The sequence below is a fragment of the Pseudomonas sp. SJZ079 genome (assembly GCF_007993865.1).
Lineage (GTDB): Bacteria > Pseudomonadota > Gammaproteobacteria > Pseudomonadales > Pseudomonadaceae > Aquipseudomonas.
Genome location: NZ_VIUH01000020.1, coordinates 20,561 through 39,226, shown reverse-complemented (window position 1 = coordinate 39,226; position 18,666 = coordinate 20,561). Strand labels below are relative to the sequence as shown.

Here is an 18,666-nt window from a genome sequence, read left to right as displayed (position 1 = left end):
AGACCCAGCCTCGGGGCTTCAAATGCCGAGCCTAAGGGGCTAGGCTGCGGTTCATTCGTACACCCTGCTGGCTAACTCTTCCAAGAAACCGGGTGATGACTGAACTGTCCCTTCTACATGGTTTTTCTGCTCCTGCCGCGCCGCTGACCGATGTGCGCTTTTTCCGTCCGCCATTACCGAGCGGTTACGTACGGCGGCCGCGTTTATGCGAGCGGCTGGCAGCCGGCTTGTCTGGGCGATTGCTGCTGCTGAGTGCCCCCGCGGGTTTTGGCAAGAGCTCTTTGGCGATCGAGTTCTGCGAGAGCTTGCCTGAAGAATGGCAAAGCCTGTGGCTTGGTTTGAGCGGCCGCGACAATGATCCAGGGCGTTTTCTGGAGCGCTTGTTGAAAGGGTTGCGGCGATGTTTTCCAGGGCTGGGCGCCGAAGCCTTGGGCCTGCTGAAATTGCGTCAGCGACATCAGCCTTTTGCGTTCGAAGAGTGGCTGGATAGTCTGCTCGATGAGCTGGCACTACGACTTGACCCTGCTAAGCCGGTGTTGCTGGTGTTGGACGATTACCACCTGGCTCAGGGTGCGGTACTGGATCGCTGCTTACAATTTTTTCTCAATCATTTGCCAGACGGACTGCTGTTACTGGTGACCAGTCGCCAGCGCCCGGACTGGCACCTGGCACGCCTGCGGCTGTCACGCCAGCTATTGGAACTGCATGAACAAGACCTGCGGCTGACCACAGAGGAAACCAGCGAGCTGTTGCTGAGCCAGGGCACGCAGTTACCCCCGGACGTACTGAGCAGTTTGCTGCAGCGTAGCGAGGGCTGGGTAGCGGGGTTGCGTTTGTGGTTGCTGACGGCCGCCGAGACGGGCGGGGCGGAAGGCTTTGCACATGCACCGCATGGCGCCGAAGGCCTGATCCGCGACTACCTGCTGGAGGAAGTGATCGAGTGTCAGCCGGCAGAGGTGCAGGCGTTCCTCTACGAGACCGCCTGCCAGGAGCGCTTCTGTGCTGAACTGTGCGATGCCCTACGTGAGGCCCACGATAGTGCGGCCATTCTCGCTCACCTGCAGGCGCACCAGGTGTTTTTGGTCCCGCTTGATGAGCAGGGGCTATGGTTCCGCTACCATCATTTGTTTTCCGATCTGCTGCGCGCCCGACCTGCGACGGGCCTGACGTTGCCGCCCGCCAGTTCGCATCTCAGGGCGTGCCGTTGGTTCAGCGCCCATGGCCTGCTGGACGAGGCCATCGAGCAAGCGCTGCTGGCCGGCCAGCCGGATGTGGCTGCCAACCTGGTGCAGAACTTGTCCGAGGAGCAGCTGTTGGCCGAACAGAATGTCGCCATGCTGCTGCGCTGGAAGATGGATTTGCCGGACAGTTTGCTGGCCAGCACGCCGCGGCTGGTGGTGTTGTATAGCTGGGCGTTGGCGTTGGCTTGCCAGTTGGATGCGGCGCAGGAGTTGGCCGCTCAGCTGAGCCGCTTCTTGCCTGCTCCCTCGGCGAGCCAGCAGCAATCCTTATTGGCGCAGTGGTTGGCGGTGAGCGGGGTGATCGCCCGTGGACGGGGGGAGAGTCAGCGTGCGCAGCAATACTGTGCTGAAGCATTGGCCGGCCTGCCGCAGGAACGTTATGGCCAGCGCTTGATGTGCTTGTCGACGCTGGCGAACCTGGCAATCGTGCAGGGTGACCTATGGCGCGCCCGTAGCCTCAATCGAGAGGCATTGGAGTTGGCGCAACGGATGGGCAATCCGTTGTTTGAGGCTTTGGCCCATTATGATCGCGCCCGAGTGCTGCAGGCTCGAGGTGAAGTCCTGCGCGCCCTCGAAGAGGTCCGTCAGGGCTTGGATCGACTGCGCGGCTTGCCGCCGCAACGGCACTACGCGATGCGTGCGCGCCTGACCCTGTATGAGGGTGTTTTGCTGACGCTGCGCCTGCAGCCGGAGAAGGCCCGCGTGTGTTTGAGTGCCGGGATCGCCGAGGCGCGCGCCTGTCGCGATATCAGTCTGCTGATCGGTTATGGGGTATTGGCCAGTCTGGAAGGGCGCTGTGGGCACATCGCCGAGGCCTTCGCGCAGCTTGCCGAGGCTGAGCGGCTGATGCATATCTGGGATGTGCCGCCGGTCTACTATTTGGCGATCATCACCTTGGTCAAATGCGACCTGTGGCTGATGCAGGGGCAAGTCGAACTGGCAGAAGCCTGGCTGACCCGCCTGGCCGAGACTTATAACGGTGAGTCGGCGGCTGCGGCGCCGGAGTTTCATCCGCAGTTACCGCTGCATATCGAGCTGCAGCGCGCAGCCCTGGAACGTATCCAGGGGCAGCTGCCGGAAGCCGAGCGACGTTTGCGTGCGCTCAGCCTACGAGCGCAAGCTTCCGGCGGGCAGTTGCTGGGGGTGGTTGCTCAGGTGCAATTGAGCTTATTGCTACGGGTGAATGGGCGCGAACGTGAGGCGCAGCAGCAACTGAGCAGCAGCCTGCAAGCTGCCTCCGGCGGCGGTTTGTTGCCATTCGAGGAGTTGCTCGAGCATCAGCCAGACTGGCTCCGCGAACAATTATTGATGCGTGCCGAGTGCCCGTTGCGCGAGGCGTTGCTGGCAGCGCTGCCTGGGCCTGTGAACGAGTCGCCGAGCATGAGCGGTGGTGCCCTGATCGAAGCGTTGAGTTCGCGGGAGGTGGCGGTGTTGCAGTTGATTGCTCAGGGCTGCTCGAATCAGGAAATCAGCGAGCGCCTGTTTATCTCGCTGCATACGGTGAAAACCCACGCCCGGCACATCAACAGTAAATTGGGTGTCGAGCGCCGCACCCAGGCGGTAGCCCGGGCTCAGGACCTGGGGTTACTGAGTTGAGTCGGCTGCGGTTGGCAGGGCAGTTCTCGGTTGCCCTCGGGTATTTGGCCCGCCCCGGTGGACTTGCGCATCGTCATGAGTCTCGCTGAGCGGGCTATGCCTCTGCGGTGTGCCGGCCAATGCGATGCGTACAACCGCTTCTTGCAGCAGCCCACCACATGCAGGCACGAACACTCCGGCTGTTGCTGGCTTAGTTTGCTGTCGCATTCCCCCGCGTCGATACAGCTCTCCTTGAAGGAGATCGCGCATTCACCAACTGGGCGGGTAAGCTACCCGGCGACTACTGCATCGAGGAGTAACCGATGAGCACCGCTGCGTCACCTGCGTTGATCCGCGAAACCTTCCCCGTCGGGCCTTTGCAGTGCAACTGCACGATAATTGGCGATCCGCTCACCAAGAAGGCCATAGTGGTCGACCCCGGTGGCAATCCCGAGCTGATCATGGCGCGCCTCGATGCGCATGGCTTGCGCGTCGTCAGCATCATTCATACGCATGCTCACCTCGACCACTTCCTCGCTTCCGGGCAGATGAAGGAGTTGACCGGCGCGACACTGCATCTGCACAAGGAGGATCAATTCCTCTGGGACAACCTGGAAATGCAGTGCCGCATGTTTGGCGTGCCCTATACTCCGGTACCGGCTCCCGATCAGTGGCTGAGCGACGATCAGGCGTTGGACTGTGGCTGCGGCGTGGCGCTGCATACGCCAGGGCACACACCTGGTTCGATGAGTTTCTGGTTTCCCCAGGCTAAGCTGCTGATCGCCGGTGACACCCTGTTTCGCCGCGGTATCGGGCGGACCGATTTGTGGGGCGGCGATCACGCCGCTATCGAGCGCTCGATCAAGCAACGCTTGTACAGCCTGGATGAGGAGGCCACGGTGGTCACCGGGCATGGGGCGGATACCAATCTGGGTGAAGAAATGCGCGAAAACCCCTTTGTGCGAGCCTGAACAGGTCTATTTCGCGGTTTTTGCTGCAGACTGCAGGGAACTTAAATGCTGACCGAACGCTCGAAAACCCTGGCGGAAATCTGTCCCAATACGAAAAAAAGCAAAGGAACCATTCATGAATAAATTGCGTAATTTTGCATTAGCAGCGGCCGGTCTCACTCTTCTAGCGGGTTGCACTACCAACCCCTATACCGGTGAGCGTGAAGCCGGCAAGGCGGGGATTTACGGCGGAGTCGGTGCGGTGACCGGCGCCGTTATCGGCGCGGCCACCTCGAGCAAGAAAGACCGCGCCAAAGGTGCGCTGATTGGTGCCGCAGTGGGCGGCGCTGCGGGCGGCGGCTATGGCTACTACGTTGATACTCAGGAAGCCAAGCTACGCCAGACCCTGCAAGGCACTGGCGTGCAGGTGCAACGCAATGGCGATGATCTGAAGCTGATCATGCCGGGCAACATCACCTTCGCCAGCAACTCGTCTGACATCTCCAGTGGTTTCTATCCGACGCTGAATTCCCTGGTCACGGTGTTCAAGGAGTTCGACAAGAACGGCATCGACATCGTTGGCCACACCGACAGCACGGGTTCACTCGAGCTCAACCAGAATCTGTCGAACCGTCGTGCGCAAAGCGTCGCGTCGTACCTGACCAGTAACGGCGTGCCGGCTCAGCGGATTTCGTCCTACGGTGCCGGTCCGAACCAGCCGGTCGCCAGCAACGCCAGCGAGGCCGGTCGCGCGCAAAATCGCCGCGTCGAGATCAATTTGCGTCCGCTGTAAGCCACTCTCGCTCCCCAACAAGCCTGTTGCGCCGGTGGTTTGTTGGGGGCGTTATCTAGTAAATCCCTGCTGGCACAAGGCCGGCTCTCCAATTCCTGACTATTATGCTTTCGAGGGCTGTGAAAGCCTCCGAGAGGAGCAGCTGTGTGGCTGCCGGTTATGGATTACTTGGAACGCTCATGGACGACAGATCTAGTGCTATTTGCCAAAAGTACGGACTGCCGCTCGGGGCCACCCTGGCGGTATTGTTGGGGTTCGGCGCACTGAGCGTCTGGCTGTGGCAGAGTTTCGAGGCCCGCAACCGAGAGGGCGTTCAGCAACGCTTTCAGCTTGAGGCGCAAGATGTCGGGCAGCGGGTGGTTACTCGCATGCGTGCCTATGAAATGGTCTTGCGTGGCATGTCCGGTCTACTGCTTGGCAGTGACAGCGTTTCGTATCAGGAGTGGGAGCGGGCAGTCGATCAGTTGCAGTTGCAGGATCGCTATCCCGGCATGCAGGCGCTGGGGTGGGCGCGCTATCTAAAACAGGAGCAGCTCGACGATTTCCTGGCTGACGTCCGCTCTGCCGGGCGTAGCGACTACCGTGTGTTTCCTCCAGAACCGCGTGATGAGTACGTGCTGATCGATTACATCAGTCCGCTCGACTGGCGCAATCGTCGTGCTCTGGGTTATGACATGTTCAGCGAGTCCGTGCGCCGGGCCGCGATTGAACAAGCCTACAGTAGCGGTGTCGCAGCCTTGACTGCACCGCTCACGCTCAAGCAGGAAACCGAGGCGGATGTGCAGGGCGGGGTGATGCTGTACCTGCCGGTATTTCAGGCGGGCATGCCGTTGAGTAGCGTGGAGGAGCGCCACGCGGCGTTACTTGGCTTCGTCTACGGGGCGTTTCGAAGTCATGACCTGATGGCGGGGATTCTCGGGTCGCAGAGCCGCCTGTTCGAGATTGCGATCAAGGATTTGTCCGCGCCGGATACCGTTCTACTGAGTGCCAATCAGCCGGCCGCCACCTTGCCGTCGCGTCTTCGGCAGACCCTGGAACTGCCCCTGTTCGGGCGAACCTGGGTGCTTGAGGTTGGCAGCACCGCCGATTACGAAGCGGCCCTGGGGAGTCGAAGCAGGACCTTCAGTCTGTGGATGGGGCTGATTGCCAGCGGCTTGTTGGCGCTTTTGATCGGTGGTTACCTGTACCTGCGCGAGCGCGAACTGAGTGCTAGCCGGCTGGCCACCCGACAATTGCGTGAGCGCGAAGAGCGTTTCCGCCTGCTGATCGAGCGACTGCCGGTCGCGACCTTGCTCTGCAATGCCGACGGGCGCATCGAAATGGTCAATCGCAGCGCTACGGAGCTGCTTGAATGCCCAGCCGAAGCCCTGGTGGGCGAGCGCGTACGGCGCTTCCTGCCAGAGCTGGATGACTTTGGCGAGCTGACCAAGGAAGGCGATACCCCGCTGTTGGACAACGATTATGAAGTGCGTTGCGACAGTGGCGTCCGTGTGCCCGTGACCCTGAGCTTGAGCGTGTTGGCCGAGTCGAGGGGGGCCAACTACGTACTCAACTTGATCGACTTGAGGGCGCGGAAAAGTGCCGAAGAGCGCTTTCGCCTGGTGGTTGAGGCGTCGCCCAACTCGATTATCCTGGTCGACAGTGCTGGGCAGATTGCCATGGTCAACCAGCAGACCGAGCAGATGTTCGGTTACACGCGCCAGGAACTGCTTGGCCAGCCGGTGGAAAAACTGTTACCTCAGGAGCAGCATGAGGCGCATGTGGGGTTCCGCCGCAACTACCAGAACAACCCCGAGCCGCGGCGCATGGGCAGCAACCGCGACCTGTTCGGCCAGCACCGCGACGGTCGTCTGATTCCTCTGGAGGTGGGGCTTTCGCCGATCCGCAGTGGCGAGGACGCGTTGGTACAGGTGGTGATTATCGACATCAGCGAGCGCAAGGCCGCGGAGCAGCGCCTACGCGATCAGGCCGAGCAGTTGACCCTGGCCAGCCGCTATAAGTCCGAGTTTCTGGCCAACATGTCCCATGAGTTGCGCACCCCGCTCAATAGCATCCTGATCCTCAGCGACCAACTGCGTCTGAACAGCGGCGCCACCCTCACAGAGAAGCAGGTCAAGCACGCCGACATTGTCCACCGCGCTGGCAGCGATCTGCTGCAGTTGATCAACAGCATCCTCGATTTGGCCAAAGTTGAGTCCGGGCGCATCGAACTCAAGCTGGAGCCGCTGAATCTGCAGGAGCTTCTGGCCGAGTTGGATGCCAGCATGCGACCTATGGCCGAGCTCAAGGGCTTGCGCCTGCACTCCGAGCTGCAGGCCGAGGTGCCACGGGTGGTGCACACAGACCGTGCGCGGCTGCAGCAGATCCTGCGCAATTTGCTGTCCAATGCATGCAAGTTCACCGAGCAGGGCGAAGTGAACCTGACGGTTGAGTGCGAGCCAAGTGGCGACGATGGGCCGAGCATGCAGTTGCTCTTCAGCGTGCGCGATACTGGTATCGGCATCGCAGCCGACCAGCATGAGCAGATTTTTCAGGCGTTTCAGCAAATCGATGGCTCCACCAGTCGCCGTTTTGGCGGTACCGGGCTGGGGCTGGCGATCACCCGGCAGTTGGTGCAGGCCATGGGCGGCGAGATCAGCCTGCAAAGTGCGCCCGCGCAAGGCGCCTGCTTCACCCTGCGTTTGCCGATGCGCGTGGAGGCGCCGCTCGAGGGTGCTGGCGCTGCTGAACCCGTGCCGCGAAGCGGTGTGGGGCCGGCGGTTCTAATCATCGAAGATGATCCCAACTTTGCGGCGATTATCATCGAGGCGGCGCATACCCATGGTTTCACCAGCGTGCATTGCCGTACCGGTTTGCAAGCGCTCAAGTTGCTGGAAGAGGAATCTTTCAGCGCGGTGATCCTGGATATCCTGCTCCCGGATATCAGTGGCTGGCAGCTGTTTCGCCGTCTGCGCGGCCAGGTCAGCAATCGCAGTACGCCGGTGCACATCATTTCCTGCGTGCCGCAACCGGTCGGCTGGAACGATGACGGTACCCACTACCTGGTTAAACCCATTGATCGCGAGGACCTTGAGCAAGTCTTCATCGGACTGCAGGGCAGTGACCATCCACCGGCCCAGACGCTGTTGTTGGTGGAGGACGTCGAGGTCGAGCGCGAGCATTACCGTGAACACCTGCAACAGCTGGGGTTTACCGTGACCACCTGCAGCACTGGCGAGGAAGCCTGCGAGGCCTATGCCGCAGGGCATTTCACGGCCTTGGTGATCGATCTCGACCTACCCGATCAGGATGGTTTCGAGCTGCTGGAGAGCCTGGACTGTCAGCGTCCGCTGAATGGTACGCGGGTGGTGATCAATACCGGTGTGGACGTGGCGCAACAGGCGCTGCAGCGGCTCAGACGTTACTCAGCAGTGGTGGTGCGCAAGCACGGTGAGGACACGCAGGAGCTGGGCCAGGCCGTGCAGGGCTTCCTTGGTAGTGTGCGCGATCCCGTGCAGAGCCTGCTCGCGCCGCCGCTCAGTCAGCCGCTGGCCGGGCGGCGGGTGTTGCTGGTGGATGACGATGTGCGCAATGTCTATGCCATGACCGCATTGCTCGATGAGGTGGGGATCAAGAGCAGCGCGGCCAAGGATGGGCTGGAGGCCATCGAGCGTTACCCGCTAGAGCCTTTCGACCTGATCCTGATGGATATGGCCATGCCGAATATGGACGGTTACACCGCGACTCGCCTGCTCAAGCAGGAGCATCGCTGCAGTATTCCGATCATCGCCCTGACTGCCCATGCGATGAAGGGCGACCGGGACAAATGTATCGCCGCCGGCGCCGATGATTATCTGACCAAGCCGGTCAGCCGCGATGAGTTGCTTGTCACTCTGCTGCGCTGGCTGAATAGCAGCGAGATGTCGTTTAGAGCGTCCGATAGAGCGTCTGACGCTACTGCGTTGCTTGATGATCGGCCATGAACGGCCGGGCACCTGCAGGCACAGGTTGTTTACCCGCAAAGGAGTGGTACATGGCTCAGGCGCAGATGAAAGCAGTGCGAAGTTCTCAGGTGCTTCTGGTGGTGGACGACCGTCCGGAGAATCTCGTGGCAATGGAGGCGCTGCTGGACGAGGGGGATTGGCAATTACGTTGCGTCGGCTCCGGTGAAGCGGCCTTGAGATGCCTGCTGGAAGAGCACGTCGGCTTGGTGCTCCTGGACGTGCAGATGCCGCACATGGATGGCTTCGAAGTGGCGCGGTTGATGCGTGGTAACCCGCGCACACGCTTCACGCCGATTATCTTTGTCTCGGCCATCTCGCAGACCCAGGACGCCGTGCTCCAGGGCTATGCCACCGGCGCGGTGGATTTCATGCTGAAACCCTTCGAGCCGCAGGTGCTGCGTCAGAAGATTCACTCCCTGCTCGATCTTGAGCGCAATCGCAGCGATCTTTTGCAGCTGACCCAGCAACTGGATAGTGCGCGGGCGTTCAATGCCTCGGTGCTGGATAATGCCGCAGAGGGCATCGTGGTGGTTGGCGAAACGGGCCTGATCAGCTTTGCCAACCCCGCAATGGCGCAGATGCTGCACTGCTCGGTGAGCGATCTGGAGGGCACCGCGATGCTGTCCTGGCTGCTGACCCCCGAGGTCGATTGTGCCTGGGGCGAGTCGGAGTTCTACCAGGCCTGGCGACGCCAGGAAACCTATCGTCTGCACGACGCCAGCCTCCGCCCGCGCGCTGGCGAAAGCGTGCCGGTGGCCTTGTCCTGTTCACCCTTACCCCGACTGCAGAAGGCCATGGTGATCATTGCCCTGGACATGTCGGTGGTGCGCGGCCTGCATAACCAGCTGGAGTCATTGGCGGTCACCGATGCCTTGACCGGGTTGATCAACCGGCGCGGCTTCTACCTGGCCATGGAATCAGCACTCTCACGCAGCAAACGCAGTGGTCGCTCCATGGCGGTACTGTATCTCGACCTGGACGGTTTCAAGCGCATCAATGACTCGCTCGGCCATGATGCGGGCGATCAGGTGCTGTGTCGGGTCGGCGAACAGTTGAAAGTCAACCTGCGGCCCTATGACACGCTGGCGCGCATGGGCGGTGATGAGTTTACCGTTCTAATCGACGGCCTGGGGCACCCCGAAGACGCGGCACGGATAGCCGAGAAGTTGATCGAACAGGTTTCGGTGCGCCATAGCCTGGACGGGGTTGAGTTCACCCTCGGTGCCAGCGTGGGGATCGCCTGTTTCCCCGAGTGCGGGCAGACCGTCGACGGATTATTGCGGGCTGCGGACATGGCCATGTACGAGGCCAAGCGCGCTGGGCGCCAGCAATACCGGTTTTTCCTGCCGGAAATGAATGGACGGGCGCGTTCCCGGTTGATGCTCGAGGAGGGTTTGCGCACGGCGATTGAGCACGATGATTTTCGCTTGGTCTATCAACCACAGGTGTATCTCGACAGCGGACGGTTGCGCGGCTTCGAGGGATTGCTGCGCTGGGAGCATCCGGTCGCCGGTACCGTAGGGCCCAGCGTGTTTATTCCGCTGCTGGAGGAAACCCGACTGATCAACCGTTTGGGTGGCTGGATCTTTCGCCAGGGAGCCCAGCAGCGCAGCAGTATGAGCCAGTGGTTTGCCAATGACCTGGTGCTTAGCCTGAATGTCAGCCCCGTGCAGTTCGGCATGCCGCAGTTGGTCGATGAGCTGCGCCGGGTGTTGCAGGAATATCAGCTGGAGCCGGCGCAACTGGAAGTGGAGGTCACCGAAAGCGCGCTGATGCAGGATATGGGAGCTACCCAGAAGCAGCTGCGGCAGTTGCGCACGCTGGGCGTGAAGGTCGCCATCGACGACTTCGGTACCGGCTATTCATCTTTGGCCTACCTGCGTCATTTCGAGCTGGACACGCTAAAGATCGATCAGCTGTTCATCGCCAATATGCTCGACTCGCCGCGCGATGCCGCCGTGGTCAGCACCATCATCGACCTGGGCCGGCATCTGGGCCTGGAGGTGGTCGCCGAGGGGGTGGAGACCATGGCCCAGCGCGATTGGCTGGTGGCTCACCAGTGCGCCATCATGCAGGGCTTCTTGGTCGCGCCAGGGTTGCCTGCCGCGCAAGCGCAGGAGTTCCCGGCGCAACTGGACTGGTCAGCACTGCCGTTGCCCGGTAATCAACCGCTCGTTACTTGAGCGGTCGCTCCTAGAGTCGAACTATTGTGGCGTGGCGTACTGCCGATGCAGGTCTGCCAGCGTGGCGTCCTTCTCCTGCCACAGTTGATTGATCCATTGCTGGAACGCCAGGCGGTACGCTTCATCGCTGTGGTAATCCTTGCCGAGGAATTCCTTGGGGATGTCCTGGCGCTGATAACGAATCACCACCTTGGGCACTTCACCGCAGAGAAAGGCCCAAAAACTCGGGTTGCCGGCAGGGTAGTGGATGGTGATGTTCACCATGGATTTGAGCTGGCTGCCCATGGCGTCCAGGACGTAGGCGATACCGCCGGCTTTGGGCTTGAGCAGGTAACGGAAAGGCGAGTCTTGCTGATCATGCTTGGCCTGGGTGAATCGGGTGCCTTCGAGGAAGTTGAACACGGCCACCGGTACGTCGCGAAATTTTTCGCAGGCCTTGCGCGTGGTCAGGGTGTCCTGGCCTTTCTTCTCCGGGTATTTGGCCAGGTAGGCTTTCGAGTAGCGCTTCATGAAAGGGAAATCCAGCGCCCACCAGCACAGGCCAATCACCGGTACCCAGATCAATTCCTGCTTGAGGAAGAATTTGAAAAACGGCATGCGCCGGTTCAGCGTGTGCTGCAGCGCGAGGATATCGACCCAGCTCTGGTGATTGCTGGTGACCAGGTACCAACCGTCATACTTCAGTTGCTCGCGGCCCTGTAGATCCCACCGGGTTTTTTGCGTCAGCCACATCCAGCCGCTGTTGCAGGTAATCCAGGCTTCCGCCACCCAGTTGAGCACCTGGTTACAGACTTTGCGTACCGGCTTGAACGGTAAGCACAGCTTGACCAGAGCGGCGATAAATAAAAACCAGCACCAGATCAGGGTATTGACGAAGAGCAGCAGGGCCGCAAGAGTGCCGCGTACGGGGCTAGGCAGAAAGGACAGCATGGGGCGGGCGCCTTCGGCAGAGAGGCGACAGGATCGCCTCGAATCGGGGGAGTACCCGCTTTTTTGATCGGGGCGGGCTTGCTTGGTGGCCGATGTTAACGATTGCCAGCTGAACTGCAAAGCCCGCTACAGCCGCACCGAACGCAGCGCTGCGGCGCATGGGCTGTAGCGAAACGCCAGAGGCCATTCCAGGCCTGGCGTTTTTTGCTTTGCCGATCTCGCCTGCTGCGACGACTAATTGGCGTGTTAGTTGGCCAAATTCGCCGCCTGAATCGCAGTCAGGGCGATGGTGTAGACGATGTCGTCGACCAAGGCGCCACGCGACAAGTCGTTCACCGGTTTGCGCAGTCCCTGCAGCATGGGACCGACGCTGACGCAGTCGGCACTGCGTTGCACCGCTTTGTAGGTGGTGTTGCCGGTATTCAGGTCGGGAAACACGAAAACCGTGGCCTGGCCGGCCACTGGGCTGTTCGGGGCTTTTTGCCGGCCGACGCTGGCGATCGCGGCTGCGTCGTATTGCAGCGGGCCGTCGAGGAGTAAATCCGGGCTACTTTGCTTGGCCAGGCGCGTGGCCTCGCGGACTTTGTCCACGTCGTCGCCGTTGCCCGAGTCGCCGGTGGCATAGCTGAGCATCGCCACGCGCGGCGGAATGCCGAAGGCGCTGGCCGAGGCGGCGCTTTGCAACGCAATTTCCGCCAGTTCCTCGGCATTCGGGTCCGGGTTGACCGCGCAGTCGCCGTAGACCACCACCTGGTCCGGCAGCAGCATGAAGAACACCGATGACACCAGCTTGTAGCCAGGCGCGGTCTTGATCAGCTGCAGGGCCGGACGAATCGTATTGGCGGTGGTGTGGATGGCGCCGGAAACCAGGCCATCGACCTCGTCCAGAGCCAGCATCATGGTGCCGAGGACCACGGTATCGTCCAATTGCGCGGCGGCCATCGGCGCATTCAGCCCCTTGCCTTTGCGCAGCTGCACCATCGGTTCGACATAGCGCTCGCGGATCAGGTCGGGGTCGAGAATCTCCAGACCTGGCGGTAGCGCGATGCCGTGCGCCTGGGCCACCGCCTGTACTTCTTCTGGCTTGGCCAGCAGCACGCAGCGTGCGATGCCGCGCGCCTGGCAGAGGGCGGCGGCCTGCACAGTACGCGGTTCGCTGCCTTCCGGCAGGACGATACGCTTGTTCGCGGCCTTGGCCCGCTGCACCAGTTGGTAACGGAACGCCGCCGGTGACAGATGGTGTTCGTTCGGGGTACCGCAGCGCACGCGCAACCAGTCGTGATCGATATGACTGGCGACGAAGTCGGCGACCTTTTCCGCACGCTCCTTGTCATCCAGCGGAATTTCCTTGTTCAGCTGGTTGAGGTTGGTCGCGGTGTCGTAGGAACCGGTGCTCACGGTCAGCACCGGCAGGCCGCTGTGCAGCGCGCCGCGGCACAGTTCCATGATCCGCGGGTCAGGCGTGAAATCGCTGCATAGCAGCAGGCCGGCCAGCGACATGCCGTTCATCGCGGCCAGGCTCGCGGCGAGGATGATGTCGTCACGGTCGCCCGGTGTCACCACCAGCGTGCCGGGCTGGAGCAGTTGCACGGTATTGGCCACGGCGCGCGCGCAGAGCACGATTTTCAGCACCCGACGTTGCTCGTAGTCACCGGCGTTGAGGACCCGCGCATCGAGCAGGTCGGCGATGTCACGGGTGCGCGGGGCGTTCAACTCCTCCTGCCAGGGGATGCAGCCGAGCAGGCGGAAATCGTCGGTCTTGAGCAAGGGTGACAACTCGTGCAGGCGCTTGGCGAAGGCCTCCAGACCCTCCTCGCTACGCACCTTGTTGAGGATCACCCCAAGCAGTTTCGGGTCCTTCGGTCCGCCAAACAGCTGGGCGAGGATTTCCACCCGGTCGGACAGTTCGCTCAGGCTCTCCTGTTCGGGGGCCGAGACCAGAATCACTTCGGCGTCCAGGCTCTTGGCCAGGTGCAAGTTGACCCGCGCCGCATAACTGCTATGCCGGGTCGGCACCATGCCCTCGACTATGACCACATCCTTATCGACGGCGGCCTGTTGATACAGGCTGACGATTTCTTCGAGCAGGTCGTCCAGCTGACCATCGCCGAGCATCTGTTCGACATGCGCCAGGCTCAGCGGTTTCGGTGAGTCCAGGCCATGGGTGCGGGCGATCAGCTCGCTGGAACGCTCCGGGCCCTCGTCGCCCGGGTGCGGTTGGGCGATCGGCTTGAAAAAGCCGACCTTGAGCCCGGCCCGTTCCAAGGCACCGACCAGGCCCAGGCTGGTAGAGGTCAGGCCGACGCCGAATCCGGTGGGGGCGATAAAGAACGTATGCATGCAACTTCCTAGCTGAGGGCGACGGTATTGAGTGTGGGCAAACAGCCGATCTGCCAGCCTGAATCGGTAGGACTTTGGCGTCGGGATCAGTTAAGCAGCGCCAGGGTATCCAGGGCGATTTGCCGCTCTTCGTTGGTCGGCACCACCAGCACCCGAGGGTGCCCATGGGCCTGAATGGGGCCGCTGGCTCCGCGAATTGTGCGCGCGTTGGCCGGTTTGTCCAGCGCCAGGTTGAGCAGCTTGAGGTGGGCCACGGTCTTGCTGCGGATCAGCGGCGAATTCTCGCCGATTCCGCCGGTGAAGATCAGCCCGTCCAGTTGCGGCAGTGCGCAGCTCATGGCCGCCAACGACTTAGCCAGGCGGTAGCAGAACACCTCGATGGCCAGGGAGGCGCCGGCATGACCCTGGTCGCGAGCCTGCTCCAGGCTGCGCATGTCGTTGGACAGCCCGGACAAACCGAGCAGGCCGCTGTCCTGATTGAGCATCTGCTCGATCTGCTCCAGGCTCCAACCCAGGGTGCGGGCCAGGTGGCTGTGCAGGTTGGGGTCGACATCGCCACTGCGGCTGCCCATCACCAGCCCCTCCAGCGGCGTCAGGCCCATGCTGGTGTCGAGGCTCTGGCCGTTGACGATGGCACAGGTCGAGCAACCATTGCCGAGGTGGGCCGCCAGCCAACTGCTGTCACCGAGCGACAGGCCGGACAGTTCGGCGGCGCGATGGCTGACGAAGCGATAGCTGGTGCCGTGAAAGCCATAGCGGCGCACGCCATGCTCGCGGTAGAGGTGTTCCGGTAGCGCATAGCGGAACGCATGCTCGGGCAGGGTCTGGTGGAAGGCGGTGTCGAACACGGCAACCTGGGGCAGGGTGGGAAACAGCTCGATGGCCGCCTCGATGCCCAGCAGGTTGACCGGGATATGTAGCGGTGCCAGTGGCGCCAGGGCGCGGATGGCCGCTAATGCATCGGCATCCAGTCGGCGGGCGCTGGCGAACTGCTCACCGCCATGCACCACGCGGTGAGCAATGCCGCGCAGCGTCCCGCCCGCGGCGCGCTCCACTATCGGCAGAAGCTGGGTGAGGGCGGTGCGGTGATCGCCGTTGGCAATTTTCAGGCTGGCCTTCTCACCCGCAAGTTGCCAGTTCAGCACCGCCTCAGGGCTGCCGAGACGTTCGGCTTCGCCGCTCAAGGCGAACGGTGCATGGGTCTGGTTGACCACGGCAAACTTGATCGACGAGCTGCCGCAGTTGATCACCAGAATGTTGTGTGCAGGCATCTACCCTCCTGGTTGGCTTCGCCCGGCGCCGCTGCCGCCGCTGCGCTGCACCAGCCACAGTCGAAGGGCCGCCCCAGCTGTTCGCGGCGTTGCTGCGGGTCGAGCACCCAGGCACGGTTCTGCCAGGGCGGTTGATGGCGAAGGTGTTGGGTATGGCCGCAGGACAAGACTGCCAGCCAATGGCCGTCTTCATCCTGACGCAGATCAAGCAGGCGCACGCAGCCGCTGCTCAGCCGTCCGTCTGTGCTCGGTTCGCTTTCGGGCGCACCCTTGGTTAAACTTGTCCGTTCTTTATTTCTACGCAAAAGGTCTCGCCCCATGCTGATCGCCGCCAATAAGGCCGTCTCCATCGACTATACCCTGACCAACGATGCCGGTGAGGTGATCGACAGTTCTGCTGGCGGCGCTCCGCTGGTCTACCTGCACGGTGCCGGCAACATCATCGGTGGCCTGGAAAGCGCCCTGGTCGGCAAGCAGGCTGGCGATGAGCTGGACGTCTCCGTCGAGCCTGCCGATGCCTATGGCGAGTACAGCGCCGAGCTGGTCGCGACCCTCAATCGTTCGATGTTCGAAGGCGTCGACGAGCTGGAAGTGGGCATGCAGTTCCACGCCTCCGGCCCGGACGGCAGCATGCAGATCGTCACCATCCGCGAGCTGGAAGGCGACGATGTGATCGTCGACGGCAACCACCCGTTGGCTGGCCAGCGCCTGAACTTCAAGGTCAAGGTCGTCGAAGTACGTGATGCCAGCGACGAAGAAGTCGCCCATGGTCACGTGCATGGCGAAGGTGGCCATCAGCACTGATCACCAGTCTGTCGCTCGGCGTCGAAAACGACTTATGGTCGTCTCAACTGTTCCGCCGGCTGCTAAGCTGAGTTAAGAGAAAGGCGCCTTGATAGGCGCCTTTTTTGTCCGCTGTGTGAAATCTGCTGCGTTCTCAAGGAGTTAGTCATGAGTGCCTTTCACGACCTGAATCTGCGTGGGTTGGATGGCCAAGAGCTGCCGCTGGCGCCTTTCAAGGGGCAGGTGCTGTTGGTGGTCAACGTCGCCTCCCAGTGTGGTTTGACGCCGCAATATGCCGGGCTGGAAAAACTCTATCAGCAATACCGCGCGCAGGGCTTCAGCGTACTCGGGCTGCCGTGCAACCAGTTTGCCGGGCAGGAGCCGGACAGCGAGGAGGCCATTCGTGAGTTTTGCAGCCTGAACTACGGCGTGAGCTTTCCCTTGGGCAGCAAGCTGGAAGTCAACGGTGCCGGTCGTCACCCGCTGTATCGCCTGCTGGCCGGCGAGGGGGCGGAGTTTCCGGGCGACATCACCTGGAACTTCGAGAAGTTTCTGGTCGGCCAGGACGGTCGGGTGCTGGCGCGCTTTTCGCCACGCACCGCACCGGATGATCCGGCCCTGATTCAGGCCATCGAAAAAGCCTTGAGTTGACCCTAGCCACTTGAAGCTGGGGGCATGCAGCGCCCCCGGCTGCGCTTGTTTTCAGGCTTAGCCGCATAGCGCCAGCCTTCTTATCCTTAATCACCTCGATCAATAGTGCTGGGCTGGACTAGACGACCGGTCATATTCTTGCCGGCATGAATAGCCGCCTACGATTCGACAAGCGTGAACTGATCCTCGCCAAAGGTGCCGAGGTGATGACCCGTCGCGGTTATCACGGCGCCGGCGTGCAGGAAATCGTCCAGGCCGCCGGCGTGCCCAAGGGCTCCTTCTACCACTACTTCGCCAGCAAGGAAGACTTCGCCCTGCAGGCCTTGCAGCAGGTCTACGCCCCACGCTTGCAGCGCTATGCCGAGGCCCTGAGTAACCCGGCGTTGGCGCCGCGCGCGCGGATTCTCGGCTATTACGCGGAGCTGGTGGGGCACTTCGCCCGCCAGGAAAAGCGCGAATATCACTGCTTTATCGGCAGCCTGAGTTTCGAGATGGCCGAGCTGTCGCCGGTCCTCGGTGCCCAGGTCGATGCCATCCTGCAGCACTCGGCGGACACCCTGCAACACTGCCTGCAACAGGCGCAGGCCGCCGGCGAGCTGGCGGCGGACGAGGATTGCGCAAACCTGGCGAGCTTTATCGCCAGTGCCTGGCAAGGTGCGCTGACCCGCCTGAAAGTATCGAGCAATACCCACGTGCTGGACGATTTTCTGCAGCGTTTGCAGCTGTTGTTGCGCGCCTGATTTTTATACCCGATCAACCAAAGGGTCGGTCCCGGACCGGCTAGAGGAGAGAAGATGAACGCCCCGGTAAAAGCCTTGTTTCAACCGTTCAACCTTGGTGCGCTGGAGCTGCCAAGCCGTGTCGTGATGGCGCCAATGACCCGTTCGTTTTCGCCGGGCGGCGTGCCCAACAGCAAGGTCATCGAGTACTACCGTCGCCGTGCGGCGGCTGGCGTCGGCCTGATCGTCAGCGAAGGCACCACGGTCGGCCACAAGGCTTCCAACGGCTACCCCAACGTGCCGCGTTTCTACGGTGAGGACGCCCTGGCCGGTTGGCAGAAAGTGGTCGAGGCGGTGCACGCCGAAGGCGGCAAGATCGTTCCGCAACTGTGGCACGTGGGCAACGTACGCAAGCTCGGCACCGAGCCGGATGCAGCGGTGCCGGGCTATGGCCCGAGCGAGAAGCTCAAGGACGGCAAGGTCGTGGTGCATGGCATGACCCAGGACGACATCCAGGAAGTCATCGGCGCCTTCGCCCAGGCTGCCAAGGATGCCCAGCGCATCGGCATGGATGGCGTGGAGATCCACGGCGCCCACGGCTACCTGGTCGACCAGTTCTTCTGGGCCGGTAGCAACCAGCGCACCGACGAGTACGGCGGCGACCTGGCCCAGCGTTCGCGCTTTGCCATCGAGCTGATCCAGGCGGTGCGCGCCGCGGTCGGCCCGGACTTCCCGATCATCTTCCGTTTCTCGCAATGGAAGCAGCAGGACTACAGCGCGCGCCTGGTGGAAACCCCGGAAGCCCTCGAGGCCTTCCTCAAGCCGCTGAGCGACGCCGGCGTGGACATCTTCCATTGCTCGACCCGACGCTTCTGGGAGCCGGAATTCGACGGCTCCGAGCTGAACCTGGCCGGCTGGACGCGCAAACTCACCGGTAAGCCGACCATCACCGTCGGCAGCGTCGGCCTGGACGGCGAGTTCCTGCAGTTCATGGTCAACACCGACAAGGTCGCCGAGCCGGCCAGCCTGGAGAATCTGCTGGAACGCCTGAACAAGCAGGAGTTCGACCTGGTAGCCGTGGGTCGCGCCTTGCTGGTCGACCCGGATTGGGCGATCAAGGTGCGCGATGGCCGCGAAGGCGACATCCTGCCGTTTAGCCGTCAGGCACTGATGAGCCTGGTCTAATAGCGTTTCCCCGTTGCGCGGGACAACCGCGCAACTTTTTTCGAGCCCTGGCACATCGGGGC

General features: G+C 62.0%; 13 protein-coding genes. 9 read left to right on the top strand and 4 right to left on the bottom strand.

Features of this window, described 5'->3' with window-relative positions:
• Window positions 1–95 precede the first annotated feature (95 nt).
• From FBY03_RS17015 to FBY03_RS16995, 5 genes are all read left to right on the top strand, one after another.
• Window positions 96–2,837 (top strand): LuxR C-terminal-related transcriptional regulator, encoded by a 2,742-nt coding sequence (locus FBY03_RS17015; RefSeq protein WP_147173550.1) that lies wholly within the window; start codon window positions 96–98, stop codon window positions 2,835–2,837.
• Window positions 2,838–3,139: 302 nt separating this feature from the next.
• A complete protein-coding gene (locus FBY03_RS17010; RefSeq protein WP_147173549.1) occupies window positions 3,140–3,787 on the top strand; it encodes an MBL fold metallo-hydrolase in 648 nt (215 codons plus the stop codon).
• 115 nt (window positions 3,788–3,902) lie between these two features.
• Window positions 3,903–4,559 (top strand): OmpA family protein, encoded by a 657-nt coding sequence (locus FBY03_RS17005; RefSeq protein WP_147173548.1) that lies wholly within the window; start codon window positions 3,903–3,905, stop codon window positions 4,557–4,559.
• A 179-nt stretch (window positions 4,560–4,738) separates the two neighbouring features.
• The gene (locus FBY03_RS17000) at window positions 4,739–8,521 is read left to right on the top strand and encodes a CHASE domain-containing protein (RefSeq protein ID WP_147173547.1); all 3,783 of its coding nucleotides are present in this window, start codon (window positions 4,739–4,741) and stop codon (window positions 8,519–8,521) included.
• 50 nt (window positions 8,522–8,571) lie between these two features.
• The gene (locus FBY03_RS16995) at window positions 8,572–10,725 is read left to right on the top strand and encodes a bifunctional diguanylate cyclase/phosphodiesterase (RefSeq protein ID WP_147173546.1); all 2,154 of its coding nucleotides are present in this window, start codon (window positions 8,572–8,574) and stop codon (window positions 10,723–10,725) included.
• A 21-nt stretch (window positions 10,726–10,746) separates the two neighbouring features.
• On the opposite strand, the gene FBY03_RS16990 is transcribed toward FBY03_RS16995, so the two are convergent.
• The 4 genes from FBY03_RS16990 to FBY03_RS16975 all read right to left on the bottom strand — a co-directional run bounded on the left by FBY03_RS16990 (window position 10,747) and on the right by FBY03_RS16975 (window position 15,616).
• Entirely contained in the window at window positions 10,747–11,655 is a 909-nt protein-coding gene (locus FBY03_RS16990) for an acyltransferase (protein WP_147173545.1), read from the bottom strand.
• Window positions 11,656–11,901: 246 nt separating this feature from the next.
• Window positions 11,902–13,995: a phosphate acetyltransferase gene (gene pta, locus FBY03_RS16985; RefSeq protein WP_147173544.1), complete on the bottom strand. Its 2,094-nt coding sequence runs from the start codon at window positions 13,993–13,995 to the stop codon at window positions 11,902–11,904.
• An 86-nt stretch (window positions 13,996–14,081) separates the two neighbouring features.
• Entirely contained in the window at window positions 14,082–15,266 is a 1,185-nt protein-coding gene (locus FBY03_RS16980; RefSeq protein WP_147173543.1) for an acetate kinase, read from the bottom strand.
• Window positions 15,242–15,616: a DUF3565 domain-containing protein gene (locus FBY03_RS16975; RefSeq protein ID WP_147173542.1), complete on the bottom strand. Its 375-nt coding sequence runs from the start codon at window positions 15,614–15,616 to the stop codon at window positions 15,242–15,244. Before FBY03_RS16975 ends, FBY03_RS16980 begins: the two co-directional genes overlap by 25 nt.
• Between FBY03_RS16975 and FBY03_RS16970 the strand changes: the two genes are divergently transcribed.
• The 4 genes from FBY03_RS16970 to FBY03_RS16955 all read left to right on the top strand — a co-directional run bounded on the left by FBY03_RS16970 (window position 15,585) and on the right by FBY03_RS16955 (window position 18,604).
• A complete protein-coding gene (locus tag FBY03_RS16970; RefSeq protein ID WP_025166703.1) occupies window positions 15,585–16,070 on the top strand; it encodes a peptidylprolyl isomerase in 486 nt (161 codons plus the stop codon). The two genes, FBY03_RS16975 and FBY03_RS16970, sit on opposite strands and share 32 nt — an antisense overlap.
• Window positions 16,071–16,217: 147 nt before the next feature.
• Window positions 16,218–16,700 carry a glutathione peroxidase gene (locus FBY03_RS16965; protein WP_147173541.1) on the top strand — a complete coding sequence of 161 codons (483 nt, stop codon included), beginning with the start codon at window positions 16,218–16,220 and terminating at the stop codon, window positions 16,698–16,700.
• Between the two features lie 146 nt (window positions 16,701–16,846).
• Entirely contained in the window at window positions 16,847–17,440 is a 594-nt protein-coding gene (locus tag FBY03_RS16960) for a TetR/AcrR family transcriptional regulator (protein ID WP_147173540.1), read from the top strand.
• 54 nt (window positions 17,441–17,494) lie between these two features.
• Window positions 17,495–18,604, top strand: a complete 1,110-nt coding sequence (locus FBY03_RS16955; RefSeq protein ID WP_147173539.1) for an NADH:flavin oxidoreductase — start codon at window positions 17,495–17,497, stop codon at window positions 18,602–18,604.
• Window positions 18,605–18,666 lie beyond the last annotated feature (62 nt).